This is a genomic window from Nitrospirillum karajorum (genome assembly GCF_036348415.1).
Classification (GTDB): Bacteria; Pseudomonadota; Alphaproteobacteria; order Azospirillales; family Azospirillaceae; genus Nitrospirillum; species Nitrospirillum amazonense_B.
Genome location: NZ_JAZBQB010000001.1, coordinates 840,985 through 862,672 on the forward strand (window position 1 = coordinate 840,985; position 21,688 = coordinate 862,672).

The window sequence follows — 21,688 nt, forward strand, 5'->3', positions numbered from 1 at the left end:
CCAGCCCGGTTCCCATCACCTGCCGGAAGTCTGACGCGAATTAGCCAGCAGCTCGACGCGCGTCAGGCGGGCGATGTGCCGGGGTGTCATCGTCCAGCCGCCGATAAGGTCGCCGGCCAGGAAATCGGCGCCGACACGGTCGATCAAGGCCTCCGCCTCCACCGTGTGCACGCCCTCGACATAGAGCTTGAGGCGCCGCCGCTGCGCCTCCGCCGCGACCAGGCCCAAATCGGTGGCCACCCGGTCCGCGGGGGGCCGTTCCGCTCCAGGGCTATCCAAGGCCGTGGGAAGCGCCAGGGGATCGTCGGCCCCGGGAAGGGTGACACCGACGCCCTTCACCCCCGCAGCCTCCAGGATGCCCATGTCCTGGCGGCCCAGGCGCACCTCCACCGTGACCCCCCGGCCAACCGGGCGCAGGGCGGTGACGAAGTCGGCAAGGCGGCCGGTGGGCGTGCCGGCGGGTAAGCCCACGAGATGATAGCTGAGAAACGGCACAAGATGGGCCGGGATGCGGCCGGCCAACGCGAGATAGGACCGGCGGCGGCGCATGGCCGCCAGGGTTTCGTAGTGGACGGGCAAGGACAGGTAGAACCGGAAACGGCTGTCATACAGGTCCAGATACACGGCAATGGCCTGCCGCATCGTTTCCTCATCCATCTCCAGGATGGCGGCGAGGTTCTCGGCGGACAGGCTGCCGGCGGCGGTCTGCGGAATGGTGTCGTAGCCGTAAACCGCCTGGCCCCCGCGCCGCACCCGCCGGCCGCGCGCGACATAAAGCGATACGGACTGGTGGATGGCATCCCAGACGGGGCGGTAGACGATTTCCAGCGGTCCCAGTTGTCCCCGCGCCGCCCAGGCGGCCGTCACGTCCTCCTGGCGAAAGCTGCCTCCCCCCTGCGCCGTCAGCGGCACCCACCCCGGTTCGCCAGCGGCGCCACCGGCGCCGGCCAGGGTGGCAGGGGCCCGTCCGCCCGGTGGGCCTTGGTGGTCGACCCCTGATCCGCCCCCCGAGTCGGCCCCGGATTCGGCCCCGGATTCGGACGCGGCGTCGGCGTCAGCGGCGTCCGACATCATGTCGGACAGGCGGTGCGGCCGGACCACCAGGTCACCGGAAACCTGGCGCACGGCGGTGCGCACCACGATGGTGGCGGCATCGGCGTCCCCCAGCAGCAGGCGTTGGAGATCCTGCAGGATGCGCGCGCACAGCAGGCTGGCGGCGCGTTCGTCCAGGCGCGCGAACACCACCAGATAGGTGTCGGTGCCATAAGGGAAAACGATATCGGCCGGGTCCAGCGATTGCTTCAGCAGCCGTTCGGTCAACTGATGCACCCGATCCCGGACGGCTGGCCAACGGGCCCCCAGCCTGTCCCTCAGGCTTTCCAGGCCCAGCAGCTGGACCGTGCCGGCGCAGATCCTGGCCTGGCGTTCCAGGATGGTGCTCAGACGGTTCTGCAAATCGTCCGAAACCGACTCGGGCGTCACGGATTCCAGGGATGGTCGCCGCGCCGAAGTCGCCGGGCGCGGCCCGGGCGGGTCATCCCCCTGCCACCAAGCCGTTATTTTGGTGATCAGATTGGACATGCCGCCGTCTGTCGCCCCCGCTTGCCCATGCATCCCTTTCATGGTGCCGGTACCAGCGAGCCAAGAGAACTATAACAGGCGGGTTAGCCCGGCGGGGTCAGCGGCGAACCCCTTTCGAGGGAGGGGGCGCTGTCGATTCCCGCACCACCACCTCGAACTCCAGCAACCGCCGCGGCATGGGATGGCTCCACGGCTGGCGCCGGACCGCCCGGTCAATCAGCAGGTCGGCGGCGGCGGCCGCCATGCGGGTGATAGGTTGGCGGATGGTGGTCAGCTGCGGCCAGATGATGCGCGCGACCGGGGTATCGTCGAAACCGGCGACCGACAGGTCGGTAGGCACGGACAAGCCCAGGCGCTGCGCCACCGCGACCGAGGCCGCCGCCATGTCGTCGTTGCTGGCGAAGATGGCGGTGGGTCGATCGGCCAGGGTCAGGAGCTGCTCGGCGCAGGCCATGCCGGTGCGGTAGGAGAAATGGCCAGGCCGCACCAGGTCGGGTTCCAGCGGGATACGGTGATCCGCCAATTCGTCGCGAAAGCCCTGGTAGCGTTGTTCCGTGGCGCCATGATCGGGATGGCCCAGCAGGAAGCCGATGCGGCGATGGCCCAGGCTGATGAGATAGGCCGTCATCTGGCGGGCGGCGGCATAGTCGTCCATGTAGACGAAGGGTGCCGTCTCGCGGTCCGTGTCGGGGGCGATGCGCACCAGCGGAATGCGGGACGTGCGCAAAGCCTGCAGCACCCCGGCATGATCCACCAGCGGCGGAGTCAGGATGACGCCCTCCAGCCGCAACTGGGAAATGAGGTCGAGAACCTGGTCGCCGACGGCGGGGTCCGTGCTGTCCCACGGTTCCACCAGCAGATGGAAGCCGCCCTCGCGGCAGCGGGCCACAGCACCCGTCTGCACGTCGCTCATATAGTGGGCGCTGGGATTGTCATAAAACAACCCGATCAGGAAGGAACGGTCGCCGGCCAGGCCCCGGGCGTTCAGGTTGGGGCGGTAGTCCAGGCGGTTGATGGCATCCTGGACGCGGCTCTGGGTCTCATGGGAAACGCCGGCCTCGCGGTTGATGACCCGCGACACGGTCTTGATGGACACCTTGGCCAGGTCCGCGACCTCCCGGATGGTGATCGACCGCTTGTCCGGCTGGACCATGGAGTATTCCAAATCAAGGGGTGTGGGGCGCCATCGTTATGGCGCCGGATAGGGCGACGGAAAAGGAATAAAGAAAAAGGGATAAAGGATGGGCGGCGCGGGGGCGCCGCCCATCAAGGCGCAGGATTCGGGGAGAGTGCATCCTGCCAGGAAGGGTATCCGGGGCCTGGGGAGAACCATTCCCCCAGGCCCCGGGGGTCAACACGCGAACGAACGGATCAGAAGCTGGCGCGGGCCCGCACACCCCAGGTCTGGGGCGGCTGGTACACAGCGGTCCACACCGGGGTCGCCGGCCCACCGAAGGCGCCGGCATTAGTCTTGATGTTGGCGTTTTCCAGGTTCTGGACGAAGCCTTCCAAGGACCACTTGCCGCTGGGCGCGTCGTAGCGGACCGACAGGTCAGTGCGGGTGTAGGCCTTCTGCTCGTCATAGTTGGCGACGTTGAAGAAGGACAGGTAGCTGCGCGTCTCGAAGTGGGTGGAGACGCGCGGCGTCAGCGTGCCACCGTTGGGCAGGTCGAAGACGTGCTCATACCCGACAGTGCCCGACAGGGACGGGGCATGGGGCAGCTCGTTGCCCTTCAGCTCGACCAGGTGGGAAACGTCGCCGCCGCTGTACAGCCGGGCGTCGATGCTCTGCAGTTCCTCCAGCTCGGTATGCTGGGCGGACAGCGCCAGGTTGATCGTGTCACGCGGGGTGATCTTGGCCGCCAGTTCGGCTTCCAGGCCATAGGCCTTGGCGCCCTTGGCGTTCTGGGTGACGATCTGCGAGCCGATGACATGGCCGGCGGCGTCACGGGTGGTGACCGCCTGGTTCACCTGATAGCCCGTGAAGTCTTCATAATAGGCCGCCACGTTGAAGGTGGCGCGGCCGCCGAACAGCGTCGTCTTGGCGCCGACTTCGTAGTTGGTCAGGGTCTCGGGGCCGGCCAGCTTGCCGCCGTCCTCGATGTTGCCCGACTTGAAGCCCGTGCCGACGCTGGCATAGGTCATCAGCACGTCCTTGATGACGTCGGCGTCGGCGCGAACCAGCCAGGTGGCCTTGCTCCACTGGCCATAGACGTCGTTGGGCGACGCCGTGTAGCCGGGGATGGAATAGGGATCGCGGCCGAAGATGCCCTGGGTGCAGCCGTTGCAGGTGACGTTGCGGCCGCCGATGTCTTCCTTGTCGTCGCGGGTATAGCGCACACCGCCCGTCAGGCGGATGTCGTCGGTGACGTGCCAGGTGGCCTGGCCGAAACCGGCGGCGGATTCGATCTCACGGTCCGACTGGATGAAGCTGCCGGCCCAGCTGAAGGTTCCCAGGCGATAGCCGTTGGCCTGGTCGATGTCGAAGCGGATCTTGTTGGTTTCGTGGGAATAATAGGCACCCACGATCCAGTCGACGGTGTGAACGCCCGACGACTTCAGCTGCAGCTCGTGACTGAAGAACTCATAGCTGGACCAGACGGTGCTGTTCTGCTCGAACGCGCCGGACGGGGTGGTGGCGCTGGTCGGCGGCAGGGTGCCGGCGTCGGCATCCACCTGGTTGTTGCCGCCCAGCCAGGAGGCGCCGGCGATGTAGGAGAATTGCAGGTAATCGTTGATGTCGTAGTCCATCTTGCTGTGGACGGACTTCGCGGTGCGGTCCTGGAACGGCGCGGTGTCGGCCTGCACCGACCACAAATTGTTGCCCGGACGCGGGGTCTGCATCAGGGGTTCGACCGGGGTGCCGGTGTCCTCATACCATTCGAAGTTCAGGTCCCAGCTGAAGCTGTCCGTCGGCCGCCAGGCGCCGCTGACACGGAAGGACTTCTGGTCGCCGGCGTAGTATTTCGGGCCGCTGGTCACGTAGGCGGCGGGATTGACGCCGGCCACGTTGGGGGCCGGCTGGTAATCGACGTAGCCGTCGTGCTTATCCGTCACGAAGGCGACGCGGAAGGCCAGCTTGTCAGAAACGGGCAGGTTGAACATGCCGCGCGTGCCGAAGCGGGCGTAGGAGCCGGCGACGACCTCGGCATTGCCGTATTCCTTGTCGAAGGTCGGCTTGGCGGAGATCAGGCTGACGGCGCCGACGGTGGCGTTGCGGCCGAACAGCGTGCCCTGTGGCCCGCGCAGCACTTCCACGCGCTCCATATCGTACATCAGCACCGAGGCGCCCTGGGCGCGCGGCGAATAGATGCCGTCGACATACATGGCGACCTCGGGGTCGGCCACCTCGGTATACGCGCTGTCGTTGCCGATGCCGCGCAGGGTCAGGGTGATGGCGTTCTGGTCGCCCTGCTGGCCAAAGGCCAGGCTGGGCACGTATTTGGACAGGTCGGTGATGTCCTTCACCTGCTGCTTGTCCAGGCTATCCTGGCTGAACGCCGAGACGGCGATCGGGGTTTCCTGCAGCTTGGTTTCCCGCTTGGTCGCGGTAACGACGATTTCGGCAATGGTGTCTGAGTTGGCCGGAGCCGACGCGGTCTGCGCGTACGCGCCACCGGAAAGGGCAATCACGGCCGCAGCTTGCAGATAGAGTCCGAGTCTCGCCTTCATCTCGCTTCCTCCCTTTTATTCTAGCCCGATTACTCAAGGCGGATATTCAGCAGCGACCGCTACACGCGTTGGGTGCGGTGCTGTTGTGGCTGGCATGTTTAGCGGGCCGGTCCATGCTGTCAACAAAATTATGACAACGTTGTCGCACAGCGCTGTCATGTTGCGCCAATCGTGGTATTCTTGCCCCATGGCCAAAATGACGCCTGCGGCACTGCAACAACAGGCCCGCAACCAAGGGGCGATTCCAAGCCCCGCTGGCGGAGAGATCTGGCCTCAGACGTTGGGAAACATAAGAAAATCCGCCATGGCGCCGTCGGGCGCCCGGCGCGGCAGGGAGGATGCGAATGACCGTTGCGGAGGGCGCCCGGCGCCGGATCTTGATCGTGGGCGGGGGTACTGCCGGTTGGCTGACGGCGGCCTACCTGGCCAAAACCTTAGGCACGGGCCTGTCCGGCGGGACAGACATCACCCTGATCGAATCGACCGACATCGGCATCATCGGCGTGGGGGAAGGCACCTTCCCCACCATCCGTTCCACCCTGGCGGCCATCGGCATCGATGAGGCGCGCTTCCTGCGGGAAAGCAGCGCCACCTTCAAGCAAGGCGTCCATTTCGTGGACTGGGCGGAAGCGCCGGCGCCGGACGCGGCCCCCACCCAGGCCCTGGGCGCCGTGCCGGGGCACAGCCACTATTTCCACCCCTTCAATTTTCCCCACCAGGTCAAAGGGCCGGAATTGCTGCCCTACTGGCTGCTGGGCGCCGCCGGGAACCTGCCGTTCGCGGAAGCCGTGACCCTGCAGAAGGCGGTGGCGGATGCCTGCCGGGGGCCGAAGCGGGCCATCGACCCGCCCTATCACGCGCCGCTGAACTACGCCTATCATTTCGACGCCAACCGGCTGGCCGTCCTGCTGCGGACCGTGGCGGTGGAATTGGGGGTCCGCCATCTGGTGGGCACGGTCGATGGGGTGGTGCTGGACGGCAGCGGCGCCGTGGCGCGGCTGGACACGCGCGAGCACGGCGGCCTGACAGCCGACCTGTACATCGACTGCACCGGGTTCCGGGCGCAGATTATCGGCCAGGCGCTGAAGGTGCCTTTCAAACCCTGTGGCGACGTGCTGTTCAACGACCGGGCCGTTGCCCTGCAGGTGCCCTACGACCGGCCGGACGCGCCCATCCCGTCCTACACCGTGGCCACGGCGCATGAGGCGGGCTGGACATGGGACATCGGCCTGAACGACCGCCGCGGCACCGGCTATGTCTATTCCAGCCGCCACACCGACGACGCCCGCGCGGAAGAGGTGCTGCGCCGGTACATCGGGCCCATGGCGGCCGGGCGTGACGTGCGCCTGCTGAAGTTCGAGTCCGGCCGCCGCAGCCGGCATTGGGTGGGCAACTGCGTGGCGGTGGGCCTGTCCGGCGGCTTTTTCGAACCGCTGGAATCGACCGGCATCATGCTGATCGAGGTGGCGGCCCACATGATCGCCCAGTTCTTCCCCTGGGGGCCATCGGGCCTGGACAGCGCCCAGACAGCGGCGGCCATGGCCGCCACCGCCCGGACCTACAACGCGCTGATGGGCGCGCGGTATGACCGCATCGTCGATTTCCTGAAGCTGCACTATTGCCTGACCCGGCGGACGGACAGCGCCTATTGGCGGGACAACGCCGACCCCGCCACCGTGCCGGGCTCGCTGCGCGACCGCCTTGCCCTCTGGGCCCACCGGCCGCCCGGCCGGTTCGATTTCGTGGCCGACCATGAAACCTTCCTGCCGGCCAGCTATCAATACGTCCTGTATGGCATGGGCTTCAAAACCGACCTGGAGCCGGCACGGACGCTGTACCGCCGCATGGAGGAGGCGCGGCACGAGTTCCAGGGGCTGCGCACCGTGACGCCCCAGGCCCTGTCCAGCCTGCCCAGCCACCGCGACCTGGTGGAGGAGGTCTATCGCAACGGCTTCCGTCCACCCCCCGCCGCGCAGGCTGGCAGCCGCCACTGATCCCGCAGAGGCGGCCCTCAGCCCTTGGCCGGCGGACGGGCGGTGGACTGGCGCAGCAGGATGGTATGGGCCAGCACCTGGTGGGGCACGGGCTTGGGCCAATCGACCTTGCCGCGCTGGGACAGTAGGCCGATCAGGATGTCGGCCGCCGCCTCCGCCATTTCGCGCACCGGCTGGCGCACGGTGGTCAGGGGCGGCCACATCATTTCGGCCAGGGGCGTGTCGTCAAAGCCGACGACGGACAACTGGGCCGGCAGGCTGAAGCTGCGGTTGTGCGCCTCCGCCACCACGGCGGCGGCCATTTCGTCGTTGCTGGCGAAAATGGCCGTGGGCCGGTTGTGCTGATCCAGCAGGCGGCGGGCGCAGGGCACGGCCGAGGCGTAGGTGAACTCCCCCTGCTCCACCAGCACCGGATCCACCGCCACGCCGGCATCGGTCAGCGCCTGGCAATAGCCGGTGTAGCGCAGGATGGTGGCGGTGTGGTTGGCCTTGCCCTTGATGAAGCCGATGCGGCGGTGCCCCAGCGCCAGCAGGTGCTGGGTCAGGGTATAGGCCGCCTGCCGCTCGTCGATACGGACGGACGGGGAGGTTTCCGATTCCTGCTGCGGCGTGACCCGGACATAGGGCACGCCCGCATCCTCCAGGATGCGCAGCACGACGGGGTTGTCGGTCACCGGGGCCGTCAGCACCACGCCGTCCAGGCGCATCTGGTTGACGATGGCGCTGGCCCGTTGCTCCACATTGGCGCTGCGATAATCGATTTCCTCGATCATCAAGTGGTAGCCGTGGTCGCGGCAGCGGTTCAGCAGGCCCACCTGGATTTCCAGGGTGTAGGGGCCGCCGGCGTCACCGTAGAGATGGCCGATGAGGTTGGACCGCTCGCTGGCCAGGCTGCGGGCCATCATGTTGGGCTGATAGCCCAATTCGGCCACCGCCTTCTCGATGCGTTCCTGCATGTCGGGGCTGACATAGCGTTCCTTGTTGATGACCCGCGACACCGTCTTGATGGACGCCCCCGCCAGGCGCGCCACATCGATGATCGTCGGCTTGCGGTCAGGCCCCGCCATATGTCCACTCCCCATTCCTCAACTATGCCGGCTCACAATCGCCCAAGGCGCCCGGTTGCGGCAATCCTGCATCGTTGGCGCAAAAAAACGCGCGCGTCCATCATTTGACCGTCTTTGCCCCCCACCTGGCCGAAAGGGACGCTGGCGCGACCGCCACAGGATGTTGTTTCCTGGGGACGGTCGGGGCGCTAAGGGACGATGGCACCGCTGTCATTCCCCCATGGCGCCACCGGACCCACGGATAAAGACCCAGGGGGGAAAATGGCTTACGGACAGGCGCCCGTCGCCTTGAAGATCAAGCTGGGCTACGCCATCGGCGACCTCGGCCTGAACCTGCATTGGCAGGCGATGACCCTGTTCCTGGCCTATTTCCAGACGGACGTGCAGGGCGTGCCCCCAGTGTGGGTGGGGGTGGGCTTCCTGGTGGCCGCCATCGTCGACGGCCTGGCCAACCCGCTGATGGGGGTCTGGGCCGACCGCACCAGCACCCGGCTGGGCCGTTACCGCCCCTTCATCCTGTGGGGGGGCCTGCCCCTGGGGGCGGTGATGGCGGCGTGCTTCGCCGCGCCGAGTCTGGGCCAGGGCGGACTGATCGCCTATGCCATCCTGAGCCATACCGTGTGGCGCGGCGTCTACACCATCGTGTCCATCCCCTACGCTTCGCTGTCGGCGCGCATCACCCAGGACGCGGAGGAGCGGTCCAGCCTGACGGGCTATCGCATGACCTGCGCCTTCATCGGCGGCATCACCGTGTCGTTCCTGCTGCCGGCGCTGGCCGCCCGGATCGACCACATGGCGACCGGCGGACACGCCAGCGCCTATGGGGGTTTGGGGTACAGCATCAGCGGCTTGGTGGTCGGCGCCCTGTCCGTCGCCCTGTTCTGGCTGTGCGCCAGCGTGGTGAAGGAGGAGCCGTGGCCAGCCCTGGCGCCGGCCTCCCGCGCCACCCTTGACAGCGATGTCGTCGGCTTCCTGCGCACCCTGGGCCGCTCCAGCCCGCTGATGCGGCTGCTGCTGTCCATCGGCCTCATCCAGGTGGCCGGCGCCCTGCAGTTCCGCAACCTGGTCTATTTCTTCAAGTATGACGTGGGCGACATGGACCTGGCCGCCTATGCCATGCCCGCCTTCTCCGCCGCCAGCGCCATCAGCGTCCCCTTCTGGGTGTGGCTGTCGCGCCGCACCAGCAAGAAGGTGTCGTGGCAGTTGGGCACCGGCCTGGCGGCCCTGTCATCCCTGGCTTTCCTGCTGGCGCCCAGCGACCAGCCCGCCCTGGCGGTGGCGGCCATCGCGGCCCTGTTCGTGGGCTGCACCGTCCATGCCGTGGGCTTCTGGGCCATGCTGCCCGACCTGGTCGATTACAACGAATGGCGCTTCGGCCGCCGGGATGAGGCCAAGATTTTCGGCGTCGCCTCCCTGGCGCAGAAGGTGGCGCTGGGCCTGGCCGGCGCCCTGCTGGGCTGGCTGCTGTCCGCCATCGGCTTCGTGCCCAACGCCACGCAATCGGCGGAAACGCTGAGCGGCCTGCGCCAACTGATGTCGCTGCTGCCCTGCGGCCTGTTCCTCACCACCCTGGCGCTGATGGCGGGATACCCGCTGGATGGCGCCATGCATCGCCGGGTGGTGGAGGCGCTGGCCGGTCGCGCGGCGGGAACCACGCCCGCCACCCCATTACCCGTTCCCCCCTCAGGCCTTGGGCGGCCGGGGATCGAACATCAGACACGTGGTGGTGCCGTGGGCTAACAGCCGCCCCTGGCCATCCAGCAGCCGGCCCTCGGACGTGGCGGTGCGGCCACCGGCGTGGATGATGCGCCCCTCGGCCCGCACCGGGCCCGTCGCCTCCGTCACCGCGCGGACGTAGTTGATCTTCAGTTCCAGGGTGGTGTAGCCACGCCCGCCGGTGAGCGTGGTCTGAATGGCGCAGGCCATGCAGCTGTCCAGCAGGGTGGCGATCCACCCGCCGTGGACGGACCCGATGGGGTTGTAATAGGCGTGGACCGGGGTTCCGGTGAAAACAGCGTAGCCAACCTCGGCATGGCTCAGGGTGAAGCCCAGCGTCTGGTTGATAGGCGGCGGGGGCAGATCCCCCGCCATCAGGGCGTGCAGGAAGGCCAAGCCATCCATACGGGCCAGCGCCGCCATGCGCTCCGCCTCGCCCATCGGCTTTTCTGCGTCGTTCACCTGGGCCATCATCATCCCTCCCGTCGTCGTGGCGTCGGGCGCGATTCTGGCCCTATGGCTTTCATGATGCAAGCCACATAACCAAAGGGTGAGCATTGACATGGCGCAAGGATGGGGCGCCCCATTCGGGGACAAGGTACTTGGCAAGGAACCATAACGGTTCACCCGCCCACTTTACCGAGAGGCCTGATACGCCATGGCCGGCAAGTCCAAGAAGCACGCGAACCAGAACACGCAGAACGGCAACGGCGCCGCCCCAGGCGCCGAGGCGAGCGGTGAAGTGGGGAACCCCACGCCGGAAGAAATGGCGGACATCAGCCCGGCCGCGCCGCTGGACGGCGAAATCCTGCGCAACGCCAAGGAACACAAGCGCATCGAGGACCGCTGGAACATCCTGGGCCCGGGCAAGCCCGGACGGCCGCCCAAGCACTACAAATACATTGATGAGATGGCCCGCCTGCAGTTCGAGCTGCTGAAGCTGCAGGAGTGGGTGCGCATCCAGGGCCTGAAGGTCGTGGTGCTGTTCGAGGGGCGTGACGCCGCTGGCAAGGGCGGGGTGATCAAGCGCATCACCGAGAGCCTGAACCCCCGCATCTGCCGCGTGGTCGCCCTGGCCACCCCGACGGAGCGGGAGAAGGGCCAATGGTATTTCCAGCGCTATGTCCAGCATCTGCCCGGCCAGGGTGAAATGGTCCTGTTCGACCGCAGCTGGTACAACCGCGCCGGCGTCGAAAAGGTCATGGGCTTCTGCACCGAGGATGAATACCAAGAGTTCCTGCGCGCCTGCCCCCTGTTCGAGGAGATGCTGGTGAAATCCGGCATCATCCTGATCAAGTACTGGTTCTCCGTCAGCGATGAGGAGCAGGAGAAGCGCTTCGTGGAGCGCATGCACAACCCCATGAAGCGCTGGAAGCTGTCGCCCATGGACCTGGAATCGCGGGGCCGCTGGGTGGAGTATTCCAAGGCCAAGGACGTGATGCTGGCCCATACCGACCATGCCCACGCCCCCTGGTACATCGTCGACGCCGACAACAAGAAGAAGGCGCGCCTGAACTGTATCGCCCACCTGCTGCACCAGATCCCCTACAAGGATCTGAGCCCGGTGGACCTGCCCCTGCCCCCGCGCCAGCCGGACAACGGCTACAAGCGACCGAAGAAGTCGACGCAGCACTGGGTGGACGAGGGGTATTGATGGAGATGGGCGAGCGGTTGAGGCCCCTCGCCCATGCCGTGTTTATCAGTCTTGATACCCCGGCATCTGCCGCGCCAGGCGGCGCAGCAGGGCCGGCCAGACCAGCAGGTTGGCCGCCTGGGACACCCCCATGCGGCTGATCTGGATGTTGCGCTCGATCGCCCCCTGGGCGGCGGGGTAGAGCGGCCGCCCCATGGTCAGGGTGCGCACCTGCATGGTGCAGGACCGTTCCAGGAAGTACATGCGGGTGAACGCCTCCGCCACCGTGCGGCCCACGGTCAGGGTGCCGTGGTTGCGCAACAGCATGGTGTTCTTGGCACCCAGGTCGCGCTGCAGGCGCGGCCGCTCGTCATGCTCGAACGCTACCCCTTCGTAGTCATGATAGGCCAGGTCGTCGATCACCAACTGCGCCGTCTGGTTCAGGGGCAGCAGCCCCTCCTCCAGCGTCGACACCGCCGTGCCGTCGGCGGTGTGCAGGTGAAGCACGCAACCCGCATCCTCCCGCACCTGATGCACGGCGGAATGGATGGTGAAGCCGGCGGGATTCACGGGGAAGCCGGTGTCCAGCACCACCTTGCCGTCCATGTCCACCTTCACCAGGCTGCTGGCCGTGATCTCCTCGAACAGCATGCCGTAGGGGTTGATGAGGAAATGGTGTTCCGGCCCCGGTACCCGGGCCGAGATATGGGTGAACACCAGATCGTCCCAACCGAACAGGGCGACCAGGCGATACGCCGCCGCCAGATCGACGCGCGACCGCCACTCCTCGGGTGAGACGCGGTCGCGTATTGGCGGCTGGTCGGCGGGGGCCAGCGTGGGCGCAGTGTCGAACATGGCGATCCTCCCAGTGTTTTTATGATGGACACAGCCTACGCCCGGACGGCTTCCAAGAATGTCGCGGATTTGACAATCTTGCCCGACTGCACGGGAGGAGCGGCCAAATGGACAAACGGGCGGCAGCCCAGGTGCTGGAGGGGCGGGGATGGCTGGCGGAGCAGCCGGCGGACCTGCGCGCCGAGATTCTGGCGCGGGGACGCCTGCGGGCCTACGCCGACAGCCAGGCGGTCTATCGTGGCGGCGACGCGCCGGATGGGCTGTACGCCCTGGTCATGGGCCGCATGCGCCTGGCCACCGTGCAGGAGGACGGGCGGGAGGTGGTGATCCTGCATGCCGGGCCCGGCCACTGGTTCGGCGAGGTGTCCATGGTCGATGGCCTGCCCCGGGGGCAGACGGCGGTGGCCAAGGGCGACAGCCTGGTTCTGCATCTGCCGGGCGAGGCCTTCGCGCGCATCGTGGAGGCCGATCCCCGCCGCTGGGCCAACTTCGCCGGCATCCTCAGCCGCCACCTGCGCCAGGCCACCCATTACCTGGGCGAGGTGCTGGCCCTGCCCACCCCCCAGCGCACCGCCCGCCTGCTGGCCCTGCTCTGCCGGCTGGAAGAGGATGCGGGAAACGGGCCGGTGCTGCTGCCCTTATCGCAGGAGGATCTGGCCGGCATGTTGGGCCTCAGCCGCCAGACGGCCAACCGGGCGCTGGGCCGGCTGGAGGCGGCCGGTCTGGTGCGCCGGGGATATGGCGGCATCGAGGTGCGGGACCTGGCAGCCCTGGAGGGTTTTGAGGGTTAGGTGAGGCAATAAGTCCCAGCCCTGGCGCGGCCGCTATTTGCAAATCGGCATCTACCACCTTTCACAACCCGAGAGGGTCATGGCATTGTTCATGCAATGGCCGCGCGTGGTGTGACGGCCTTGGGGATATCGGACTGTGACGATGGGGAACCCGGTCCCGGTTGGGGATCGGCATGGTTTCGACGCCGGGGGGTGTCGGGCCGTATGCATTGCGCCGGCGCCAACCCGCCCGCCGACGGACTTCATTGACGCGGCGGCCGTCTGCCGGATCGTTGCCGTCGTTAAGGCCGAGTTCGGCTTGGCCGCTGGGCCCTCCCCACCTAGGTCCTCAACATGGGCTCCCAGCCGGGGGCCCACCTGGAACCGTCACTCCCGACCCTACGGATCAGCCGGTTCGCGGCCTTCAAATCAGAGAGACGCATGACTATGACGACGCATCGCCGTCGCGCCTTCCGCCGCCTTGCGGGGGCACTGTTGAGCCTGACCCTGGCCTGCGCCGCGCCTGGGCCCCACGGCCGTGCATGGGCGGGGGAGGACAAGCCGAAGTGCCAGTTGCTGCGCGTCGGAACCCTTGCCCTGACCATGGATGCCAACATGCCCTTGCTGGATGTGGGCGTGAATGGCCAGGACGGCTACCTGATAATGGACACTGGCGCCACCTTCGGCACGATCACAAAGCCAGCGGCGAAAAGGCTGAATCTGTCCGGCCATTGGGTCCCTGGAATTTATATGGAAGGTGTCGGAGGCCGGGTCAGCGTTGAGGAAGCCAGGCTCGATGAATTGCGTCTGGGCGATTGGAAGGCCCACCATGTTGACTATCCGGTCTTCACCAACCATGACCTGTCGGATAATGAGAAGATATTCGGCGTGATGGGGGAGAATTTCCTATCAAAATTCGATCTGGATATTGATATCGCCCATAATAATGTGGGGCTTTTTCAGCCCAAGGACTGTGAGGATTTTGCCTTAGCCTACTGGACTGACACTTTTAACGAAGCGGAATTCAGCCGATTCTCGAGAGAAAATCCGAAGATCTGGCTGAAGGTCCAGATCAATGGTGAGGAAATCCGGGCCATCCTGGACACCGGCGCGTCCACCTCGATCTTGACCGAACGGGCGGCGGCCCGGGCGGGGCTGACCCCGGAAAGTCCGGGCGTAACGCGTACTGGTAAGTCGGTGGGCATAGGCGACGATCTGGTACAGGACTATGTCGGCGTCTTCGACAGCTTCCGCCTGGGGGATGAGGAGATCAAGCATGTCCGGCTGCGCTTTGGCGAACTGTTCAGCCATGGCGGGCGCGACATGCCGGAGATGCTGCTGGGCTTGGACTTCCTGCGCGCCCACCACATGTTCATCTCCCACGGCCAGCGTAAGATTTACTTCTCCTATGTCGGCGGACCGGTCTTCCAGGTCATGGGCCCTCGCCTGCGCCGCGAGTCCTCCCAGCCGGAGCCTGCGGCGGAGGGCACGCCGCCGGCCGATCAATCAGAAGAAAAAAAGTAATCGCATACGCTGGATGGGCCGGGCCGCAGCTTGACGCGTGGTCATCAGGCACAGGCCGGACCCAAGCCATCAAGGTTCAAGCGCAACGAGAGCCGACCGCGTTTAACCGGAAACACGCTCGGCTCCAAGTCATTGTTCAGCAATCGGATTCACGCTCCAAAGCAATTCGTTCTAAAACCACGGCCTTTCATGGTGTCCGGCAGCCGTCGGCCTTCAAAGCAGAGAGACGCATGATCATGACGACGTATCGCCGTCGCGCCTTCCGCCACATTGTGGGGGCCCTGTTGAGTCTGCCCCTGGCCTGTGCCGCGCCGGGCCCGCATGGCCGCGCCCAGGCGGGGGAGGATAAGCAGAGATGCCAGTTGCTGCATGTTGGCACCTTCAGTCTGACCATGGACTCCAACATGCCCTTGCTGGACGTGTCGGTGAACGGCCATGACGGGTACCTAATGATGGATACGGGCGCCGCCTACGGCATGATCACCAAGCCAGCGGCGCAGCGTCTTGAATTGCGCCCGCGGTTGGTTCCGGGCCTTCACATGGAGGGTGTGGGCGGGCTTATCAACGTCCAGGAAGCGCGGATTGACGATTTGCGGCTGGGCGACTGGACCGTCCACCATATGGATTTCCCAGTCGGGTCAAACCATGACCTGTCCGACAATCAGAATATCTTCGGCGTCCTGGGTGAAAATTTCCTGGCGAAGTTCGACCTGGACATCGACATCGCCCATAACAAGGTCACGCTGTTTCAACCCCGGAATTGCGAAGACACCACCCTGGCTTACTGGGGTGGGGACTTCAACGAAGTCGACATGGACCGCTTCTCAAAAGACGATCCGGTCATAACGCTGAACGTCGTCATCAACGGAAAGGAAGTCCGCGCCATTTTGGATACCGGCGCCTCCACCTCGATATTGACCGAGCGCGCGGCGGCGCGGGCGGGGCTGACACCGGAAAGCCCCGGTGTGAAACATGCCGGGAAGAGCAGCGGTGTGGGCGATGACGAGGTGGACGACTATGTCGGGGTTTTCGACACTTTCCGCTTGGGGGATGAGGAGATCAAGCATGTCCGCTTGCGGTTCGGGGAAATGTTCGGCCTCAGCGGCTTGAACCCGGAGATGCTGCTGGGCCTGGACTTCCTGCGCGCGCATCGCATGTTCATCTCCCACAGCCAGCACAAGATTTACTTCTCCTATGTCGGCGGACCGGTCTTCCAGGTCATGGGGCCCCGCCTGCGCCGGGAAACCCCCGAGCCGGGCGCTGAAGACGCATCCAAAGACGCCCAGGCGGACGGCAAAAAGTAACAGGGGCGCCTGTCCCTTGGCCTTGCGGGGGTGGGGATGCCGATATGCGGCCCCACCCTGCGACAAAAAGGCCACAACACTTGCTTGTGTTTCTGGACCCAGACGTGAGACACGCCGAAGGACGCGGCGCTGGGGCGCCGAAAACGAAAGCGGGATCTGGGGATGACGCTTTGGAGTGGGATGCCGGGACGCGTGGCCGGCGTCATCGTCGGGATGCTCCTGGCCCTGCCGGGTGCGGCGGCCGAATCCTCGAAATGCCAGTTGCTCTCGGTCGGCACGCTGGACCTGGTCATGGACGGCAACGCGCCCCTGGTGCCGGTCGAGGTGAACGCGCAGAAGGTCTATCTGCTGATGGACACGGGTGCCGCCATGGGCATGCTGACCACGCCCGCCGCCGCCCGCCTGAACCTCACCCATCACTGGGTGCCCAACCTGTATGTCGATGGCGTCGGGGGGCGGGTCAGCGTCGACGTCGCCAGGATCAAGGATTTCTCTCTGGGCCTGTGGACGACCCATAACCTGGATTTCCCTGTGGCGGGCAACCATGACATTGGTCCCCCCAACGTCGTGGGCCTGTTGGGCGAGAGCTTCCTGTCCCGGTTCGACCTTGACCTGGACATCGCCCATAGCCGGGTGAAACTGTTCAAGCCCAAGGATTGCGACGACGTCGTGCTCGCCTATTGGGGCGGAGCGTACAATGAGGCCGATATCGGCCGATCCAGCGAGACCAATCCCAAGATTTGGCTGACGGTGAAGGTGAACGGCACGGAACTGCGCGCCGCCCTGGACACCGGGGCCTATACCTCGGTGATGACCGAGCGCGCGGCGGAAAAGGCGGGTGTCACCAAGGACAGCCCCGGTGTCACCCGCAGCGGCACGTCACATGGCATCGGCAACGACGCGGTCGACGACTACATCGGCGTGTTCGACAGCTTCGAATTGGGGGATGAGCAAATCAGGCACGTGCGCCTGCGCTTTGGCGAATTGTTCAGCCACGGCGGGAGGGAAATACCGGAGATGCTGCTGGGCCTGGATTTCCTGAGGGCGCACCGCATGTTCGTCGCCCACAGCCAGCGCAAAGTATACTTCAGCTATGTCGGCGGGCCCATCTTCCAGGTGACCGGCCCGCGGCTGCGCCGGGTGGCCCCGCAGCCGGCGCCCTTGGCCGATGACGCGTCCCCGGCCGCGCCATCGGCCACCGTGACGGACACCGACAAGCACCCCTAAACACGCAGATCATTCCCATCCCATGGCCAATGGTTGGGAACCGACGGCCCCCATCCGCGCGCGACACCGACTCGCCGGGCTTTTGGAGGCAATGGGGATGGTTCCCGCAAGGACGGCCGCCCCATCGCCCCGCCGGCAAATGTGACCGGGCGGCGAGAAAGCCCAATCAAAAATTGAACTTTGACTCCCAGCAAATCCGAAGGGATGCACAAACTGTCAAAACCTGTCACGGGTCAGCGCTCAGTCAACAAACTATCATGTCACCCCTCTTGCCCTGTCGACCCCAGGGTGATAAGCGTTATCCCACAATAATCACAGCGTCGTTTACTTGGGATGAACGGCCCATTAATTCGGCAGAGCACCCTTTTTTAATGTAAACGGCGTTTTAATAGAGATAATATTACGGACATTGCCGCTGCCCTCCCGGGCCCCGCCTCATTTCAGGCGGTGACACATGTTGTGGCGGCATTGTCCTTATAGGTGCGGGATCTATGTCCTTAAGGGTCCCCACCCCCATTCACACGATATCGAGGGCTCATGAGCGTCGAAACGACCGAAGCCGCCTTCACCGTCACCGACACGGCCATTCCTGCAGGATGGACTTATGGCGGTTTTTGGCGCCGGGCCCTGGCCGCAATCATCGACGGCCTGATCCTGTTTGTCCTGTCGCTGACCCTGGCCGTACTCTTCGGCTATCCCCTGGCGCCCCCGCCACCTGACACCATTGACCTCGCCGCGCTGACGCCGCCAACGGCGGTGTTTGTGAACATCGCCCTATACCTTGGTTATCATACCCTGTTCGTCGCCAGCCGGATGCGGGCGACACCGGGCAAGCGCTTCATGAACCTGGTGGTGGGCAGGCCCGATGGCGCGCCCGTCAGCCCCGCCTTGGCCTTCGCGCGCATCGGCGTGCAGGAATTGATCAGCCTGCCCCTGGTGCTGCTGCAACCGTTGGGCAAGGCGTCGCCGCTGCTGTACGGCGGCGTGGCCCTGATCGTCTGCGTGGCCATCCTGGTCAATTACCTGATGGTGGCCTTCACCGACCAGAAAACCGCCGGCCACGATCGCATCTGCGGCACCCGGGTGTTCCACCGCCCTGACGAGTCGGTTTAAGCCCGAAGCCCCACCTTCCCGCTGGTTTTCCCCGCGCCCACCGTTAAGGTTGATGACGCGGCGGGAAGATCCGCGTGGAGGAAACGTGAATGGCAATCAACAAGATGGTGGATGCCGGAGCGGATGGTGGGCTGTTGGCGCGCAGCGCCATCGCGTTCACCCGCTGGGCGGAAAAGTGGTTCCCCGACGCCTTCGTGTTCGTCGTGCTGGGGGTGATCATCGTGGCGGCGGGCAACCTAGCGACGGGCGCGCCGGTGGCAGCCATTGCCACCGGCATGGGCGATGGCTTCTGGTCGCTGATTCCCTTCACCATCCAGATGTCCATGGTGGTGATCACCGGCTATGTCGTGGCCAGTTCGCCCCCGGTGCTGCGGCTGATCGAGTGGCTGGCGCGCGTCCCGGCCACGGGCCGGGGGGCGGTGGCCTTCACCGCCTTCGTCAGCATGGCGGCATCCTACCTGAACTATGCCCTAAGCCTGGTGCTGGGCGCCCTGCTGGTGCGGGCGCTGGCGCGGCGGCGGGACATCCGCGTGGATTACCGCGCGGCGGGGGCCGCCGCCTATCTGGGCCTGGGCGCCACCTGGGCCCTGGGCCTCAGCTCATCCGCCGCCATGTTGCAAGCCAATCCCGCCAGCCTGCCCAAAGCGGTGGCTGACATCACCGGCGTCATCCCCCTCAGCCAGACCATCTTCCTGTGGCAATCCATGGCGATGGGGCTGGTGATCCTGCTGGCCTCCGTGGCCATCGCCTATTACTCGGCCCCTGGCGATGCGCAGGCTCGGACCGCCGCCGACCTGGGCATCGACGTGACCGAGGCGATCCCTGAAAAGAGCGCCGTCGCGCGCCCCGGCGACTGGCTGGAACTGACCCCCCTGCTGCCGCTGGTCATCGTGGCGCTGGGCGCCGGATTCCTGGTGCATGAATTCCAGAACAAGCCGGCGCTGGCTGTCATCTCCAACCTCAACACCTACAATTTCTTCTTCGTCATGCTGGGTCTGCTGCTGCACGGCCGGCTGCGCGGCTTTCTGAACGCGGTATCCAAGGCCGTGCCCAGCACGGCCGGCGTCCTGATCCAGTTCCCCTTCTACGGCGCCATCGCCCAGTTGCTGACCCAGGTGCCGGGGGCGGATGGACAATCCATTTCCCACCATCTGGCGCACCTGTTCGTCAGCCTGGCCAACGGCGGCACCTTCCCCGTGGTCATCGGCGTCTATTCCGCCGTGCTGGGCTTTCTGGTGCCATCGGGCGGCGGCAAATGGATCATCGAGGCGCCCTATGTCATGCAGGCCGCCATCGACGTGAACGCCCACAAGGGCTGGGCCGTGCAAATCTACAACGCGGCCGAGGCCCTGCCCAACCTGATCAACCCGTTCTGGATGCTGCCCTTGCTGGGCGTGCTGGGCCTGAAGGCCAAGGACATCGTGGGCTTCAGCTTTACGCAGCTACTGTTCCACCTACCTTTGGTGTTGTTCCTGTTGTGGCTGCTGGCACCGGCGGCCTGACGGGGCGCCACGCCCGAAATTGAAGACGGGCGCCGGCTTGATCTATCCTGCCGGCGCCTCAACCTGGCCAAAAGGTTCGCCCATGAAAACCGCCGCCCTTCTCGTCCTCGGTTCCGCCCTGCTGGCGGGGTGTGCCACCCAGCCCCTGACGACGGAGGACGCGGTCCATTACGCGGCCACCGTCGCGCCCGACGTCTGGTCCGACACGTACATCCTGGACGTGGTGGCGACGGGGCGGCAGAACGGCCGTATCTTCCTGAACTCCCAGGAGGATTATCGGGACCCGCGCACCCTGACGATCGAGATCCTGCCCAGCGCCCTGCCGGCGTTCAAGCAGGCGTACGGCCAGGATGCCGATGCCACCTTCAAGGGTCATCGCATCATCGTCCTGGGGGAGGCGCGGCGCGTGACCATCTGGTACCTGAACCAGAAGGGGGAGCGCACCGACAAGTTCTATTACCAGACCCACATCGTGGTGTCCGATCCAGACCAGATCAAGATCGAGTCCTGACGACCCCTAGGCGGCGATGCCATCATGACCGATGCGGCGGTGATTCCCGCCCCCCCATTCTCCCTACCTTGAGCGACGGCGGCGTCATCCTGCGGCCGTTGCGCGGCAACGACTGCGTCGCGCGCCTCGCTCTGGGAAGGGACGCGGAAATCCACCGCCTGATGGGCTGGGATGGCAGTGGCGGGAACCCGCCCTATGCCTTGGCGGATGCCGAGGCATGGATGGCGGACCAGCTCAAGTTTCCCTACACCTGGGCCATCGCCCTGCCGGAGCCCGGCGCCGGAGGAGCGAGCGGCCCCTTGCCCGATCGCATGGTGGGCAGCGTCCGCCTGGGCGGGGTGAACGAGGCGCTGGCTCCTGGCCTGCGCACCGCCAGCCTGGGCATCGGCTTGCTGGACCCGGCCGTGCTGGACCGGGGCCTGGGCATGCGCGCGATGCGCCTGCTGTTCCCCTACGCCTTCGGCCCCCTGGGCCTGCACCGCATCGGCCTGCGGGTCCTGACCATCAACACCCGCGCCATCCATTGCTATGAGACGCTGGGCTTCCGCATCGAGGGACGCGAGCGGCAGACCTTTTCCCTGATGGGCCACTGGCACGACAGCCTGGTCATGGGCCTGCTGGCCGATGAGTACAGGGAAGAGGCGGGTTAGGCCGCCAGCGCCGCCTGGATGGCCTTTTCCAGTTGCTCGGGCTTGGCCAGCGGGGGGTAGCGCTTCACCTTGCCATCCTTGCCTACCAGGAACTTGGTGAAATTCCACTTGATGGACTTGCTGCCCAGGAAGCCGCGGGCGCGGGCTTTCAGGTGCTCATAAAACGGTTCCGCGCCGGGGCCGTTGACCTCGACCTTGGCCAACACCGGGAAAGTGACGTCGTAGGTCAGGGAACAGAAGCTTTGGATTTCCTGCGCGTCGCCCGGTTCCTGCTGGCCGAACTGGTTGCAGGGGAAGCCCAGGATAACCAGGCCCTGGTCCTTGTACTTGCGATAGAGGGCCTCAAGCCCCTTGTACTGTGGGGTGAAGCCGCACTTGCTGGCGACATTGACCACCAGCACGACCTTGCCCTTGTAGGCCGCCATATCCACCGGGGCGCCGGCGGCGTCCCGAACCGTGTAGTCGTAAACCGTGGCCATGTTGCCCCCCATCCAGACCAGACGTCCCGTAGGGCTGCCGCCCCCGGGATCCTATTCGATCCCGAGGCTACAGGATTAATTCGATTGTAC

18 protein-coding genes are annotated in these 21,688 nt (G+C 65.8%); 11 read left to right on the forward strand and 7 right to left on the reverse strand.

Features of this window, described 5'->3' with window-relative positions; translation table 11 throughout:
- Positions 1–15 precede the first annotated feature (15 nt).
- The 3 genes from UCD39_RS03855 to UCD39_RS03865 all read right to left on the reverse strand — a co-directional run bounded on the left by UCD39_RS03855 (position 16) and on the right by UCD39_RS03865 (position 5,253).
- Positions 16–1,482, reverse strand: a complete 1,467-nt coding sequence (locus UCD39_RS03855) for a hypothetical protein (RefSeq protein ID WP_330494767.1) — start codon at positions 1,480–1,482, stop codon at positions 16–18.
- Positions 1,483–1,678: 196 nt separating this feature from the next.
- Positions 1,679–2,734 (reverse strand): LacI family DNA-binding transcriptional regulator, encoded by a 1,056-nt coding sequence (locus UCD39_RS03860; RefSeq protein ID WP_330494768.1) that lies wholly within the window; start codon positions 2,732–2,734, stop codon positions 1,679–1,681.
- A 218-nt stretch (positions 2,735–2,952) separates the two neighbouring features.
- The gene (locus UCD39_RS03865; RefSeq protein ID WP_330494769.1) at positions 2,953–5,253 is read right to left on the reverse strand and encodes a TonB-dependent receptor; all 2,301 of its coding nucleotides are present in this window, start codon (positions 5,251–5,253) and stop codon (positions 2,953–2,955) included.
- A gap of 344 nt (positions 5,254–5,597) precedes the next feature.
- Here UCD39_RS03865 and UCD39_RS03870 point away from each other — a divergent pair, with 344 nt between their 5' ends.
- Positions 5,598–7,247: a tryptophan halogenase family protein gene (locus UCD39_RS03870; protein WP_330494770.1), complete on the forward strand. Its 1,650-nt coding sequence runs from the start codon at positions 5,598–5,600 to the stop codon at positions 7,245–7,247.
- 17 nt (positions 7,248–7,264) lie between these two features.
- On the opposite strand, the gene UCD39_RS03875 is transcribed toward UCD39_RS03870, so the two are convergent.
- Entirely contained in the window at positions 7,265–8,314 is a 1,050-nt protein-coding gene (locus UCD39_RS03875; protein ID WP_145732574.1) for a LacI family DNA-binding transcriptional regulator, read from the reverse strand.
- Between the two features lie 261 nt (positions 8,315–8,575).
- On the opposite strand from UCD39_RS03875, the gene UCD39_RS03880 reads away from it, so the two are divergent.
- Complete coding sequence (locus UCD39_RS03880; RefSeq protein ID WP_330494771.1) at positions 8,576–10,054, forward strand: MFS transporter; 1,479 nt, start codon at positions 8,576–8,578, stop codon at positions 10,052–10,054.
- On the opposite strand, the gene UCD39_RS03885 is transcribed toward UCD39_RS03880, so the two are convergent.
- Complete coding sequence (locus UCD39_RS03885; RefSeq protein WP_330494772.1) at positions 9,998–10,492, reverse strand: PaaI family thioesterase; 495 nt, start codon at positions 10,490–10,492, stop codon at positions 9,998–10,000. The genes UCD39_RS03880 and UCD39_RS03885 overlap by 57 nt on opposite strands.
- 196 nt (positions 10,493–10,688) lie before the next feature.
- Between UCD39_RS03885 and ppk2 the strand changes: the two genes are divergently transcribed.
- Positions 10,689–11,684 (forward strand): polyphosphate kinase 2, encoded by a 996-nt coding sequence (gene ppk2 / locus UCD39_RS03890; RefSeq protein ID WP_330494773.1) that lies wholly within the window; start codon positions 10,689–10,691, stop codon positions 11,682–11,684.
- A 45-nt stretch (positions 11,685–11,729) separates the two neighbouring features.
- On the opposite strand, the gene UCD39_RS03895 is transcribed toward ppk2, so the two are convergent.
- Positions 11,730–12,518 (reverse strand): class II aldolase/adducin family protein, encoded by a 789-nt coding sequence (locus UCD39_RS03895; RefSeq protein ID WP_330494774.1) that lies wholly within the window; start codon positions 12,516–12,518, stop codon positions 11,730–11,732.
- Between the two features lie 107 nt (positions 12,519–12,625).
- Between UCD39_RS03895 and UCD39_RS03900 the strand changes: the two genes are divergently transcribed.
- From UCD39_RS03900 to UCD39_RS03935, 8 genes are all read left to right on the forward strand, one after another.
- The gene (locus UCD39_RS03900; RefSeq protein WP_330494775.1) at positions 12,626–13,309 is read left to right on the forward strand and encodes a Crp/Fnr family transcriptional regulator; all 684 of its coding nucleotides are present in this window, start codon (positions 12,626–12,628) and stop codon (positions 13,307–13,309) included.
- A gap of 426 nt (positions 13,310–13,735) precedes the next feature.
- A complete protein-coding gene (locus UCD39_RS03905) occupies positions 13,736–14,812 on the forward strand; it encodes an aspartyl protease family protein (RefSeq protein ID WP_330494776.1) in 1,077 nt (358 codons plus the stop codon).
- 230 nt (positions 14,813–15,042) lie between these two features.
- Complete coding sequence (locus UCD39_RS03910; RefSeq protein WP_330494777.1) at positions 15,043–16,116, forward strand: aspartyl protease family protein; 1,074 nt, start codon at positions 15,043–15,045, stop codon at positions 16,114–16,116.
- Positions 16,117–16,296: 180 nt separating this feature from the next.
- Positions 16,297–17,343, forward strand: coding sequence for an aspartyl protease family protein (locus UCD39_RS03915; RefSeq protein WP_330494778.1), 1,047 nt, complete (start codon positions 16,297–16,299; stop codon positions 17,341–17,343).
- 537 nt (positions 17,344–17,880) lie between these two features.
- The gene (locus UCD39_RS03920; protein WP_330494779.1) at positions 17,881–18,456 is read left to right on the forward strand and encodes an RDD family protein; all 576 of its coding nucleotides are present in this window, start codon (positions 17,881–17,883) and stop codon (positions 18,454–18,456) included.
- An 89-nt stretch (positions 18,457–18,545) separates the two neighbouring features.
- The gene (locus tag UCD39_RS03925; protein WP_330494780.1) at positions 18,546–19,958 is read left to right on the forward strand and encodes a short-chain fatty acid transporter; all 1,413 of its coding nucleotides are present in this window, start codon (positions 18,546–18,548) and stop codon (positions 19,956–19,958) included.
- A gap of 82 nt (positions 19,959–20,040) precedes the next feature.
- Positions 20,041–20,469 carry a hypothetical protein gene (locus tag UCD39_RS03930; protein WP_330494781.1) on the forward strand — a complete coding sequence of 143 codons (429 nt, stop codon included), beginning with the start codon at positions 20,041–20,043 and terminating at the stop codon, positions 20,467–20,469.
- Between the two features lie 68 nt (positions 20,470–20,537).
- Positions 20,538–21,119, forward strand: a complete 582-nt coding sequence (locus UCD39_RS03935; protein WP_330494782.1) for a GNAT family N-acetyltransferase — start codon at positions 20,538–20,540, stop codon at positions 21,117–21,119.
- On the opposite strand, the gene UCD39_RS03940 is transcribed toward UCD39_RS03935, so the two are convergent.
- Positions 21,116–21,598, reverse strand: coding sequence for a glutathione peroxidase (locus UCD39_RS03940; protein WP_330494783.1), 483 nt, complete (start codon positions 21,596–21,598; stop codon positions 21,116–21,118). The genes UCD39_RS03935 and UCD39_RS03940 overlap by 4 nt on opposite strands.
- Positions 21,599–21,688: the final 90 nt, after the last annotated feature.

What these genes read in the sequence shown, in the direction of transcription:
- UCD39_RS03860 (WP_330494768.1), bottom strand. Translation starts at nt 2,734, where the DNA reads ATGGTCCAGCCGGACAAGCGGTCGATCACCATCCGGGAGGTCGCGGAC.
- UCD39_RS03865 (WP_330494769.1), bottom strand. Translation starts at nt 5,253, where the DNA reads ATGAAGGCGAGACTCGGACTCTATCTGCAAGCTGCGGCCGTGATTGCC.
- UCD39_RS03870 (WP_330494770.1), top strand. Translation starts at nt 5,598, where the DNA reads ATGACCGTTGCGGAGGGCGCCCGGCGCCGGATCTTGATCGTGGGCGGG.
- UCD39_RS03875 (WP_145732574.1), bottom strand. Translation starts at nt 8,314, where the DNA reads ATGGCGGGGCCTGACCGCAAGCCGACGATCATCGATGTGGCGCGCCTG.
- UCD39_RS03880 (WP_330494771.1), top strand. Translation starts at nt 8,576, where the DNA reads ATGGCTTACGGACAGGCGCCCGTCGCCTTGAAGATCAAGCTGGGCTAC.
- ppk2 (WP_330494773.1), top strand. Translation starts at nt 10,689, where the DNA reads ATGGCCGGCAAGTCCAAGAAGCACGCGAACCAGAACACGCAGAACGGC.
- UCD39_RS03895 (WP_330494774.1), bottom strand. Translation starts at nt 12,518, where the DNA reads ATGTTCGACACTGCGCCCACGCTGGCCCCCGCCGACCAGCCGCCAATA.
- UCD39_RS03900 (WP_330494775.1), top strand. Translation starts at nt 12,626, where the DNA reads ATGGACAAACGGGCGGCAGCCCAGGTGCTGGAGGGGCGGGGATGGCTG.
- UCD39_RS03905 (WP_330494776.1), top strand. Translation starts at nt 13,736, where the DNA reads ATGACGACGCATCGCCGTCGCGCCTTCCGCCGCCTTGCGGGGGCACTG.
- UCD39_RS03910 (WP_330494777.1), top strand. Translation starts at nt 15,043, where the DNA reads ATGATCATGACGACGTATCGCCGTCGCGCCTTCCGCCACATTGTGGGG.
- UCD39_RS03915 (WP_330494778.1), top strand. Translation starts at nt 16,297, where the DNA reads ATGCCGGGACGCGTGGCCGGCGTCATCGTCGGGATGCTCCTGGCCCTG.
- UCD39_RS03920 (WP_330494779.1), top strand. Translation starts at nt 17,881, where the DNA reads ATGAGCGTCGAAACGACCGAAGCCGCCTTCACCGTCACCGACACGGCC.
- UCD39_RS03925 (WP_330494780.1), top strand. Translation starts at nt 18,546, where the DNA reads ATGGCAATCAACAAGATGGTGGATGCCGGAGCGGATGGTGGGCTGTTG.
- UCD39_RS03930 (WP_330494781.1), top strand. Translation starts at nt 20,041, where the DNA reads ATGAAAACCGCCGCCCTTCTCGTCCTCGGTTCCGCCCTGCTGGCGGGG.
- UCD39_RS03940 (WP_330494783.1), bottom strand. Translation starts at nt 21,598, where the DNA reads ATGGCCACGGTTTACGACTACACGGTTCGGGACGCCGCCGGCGCCCCG.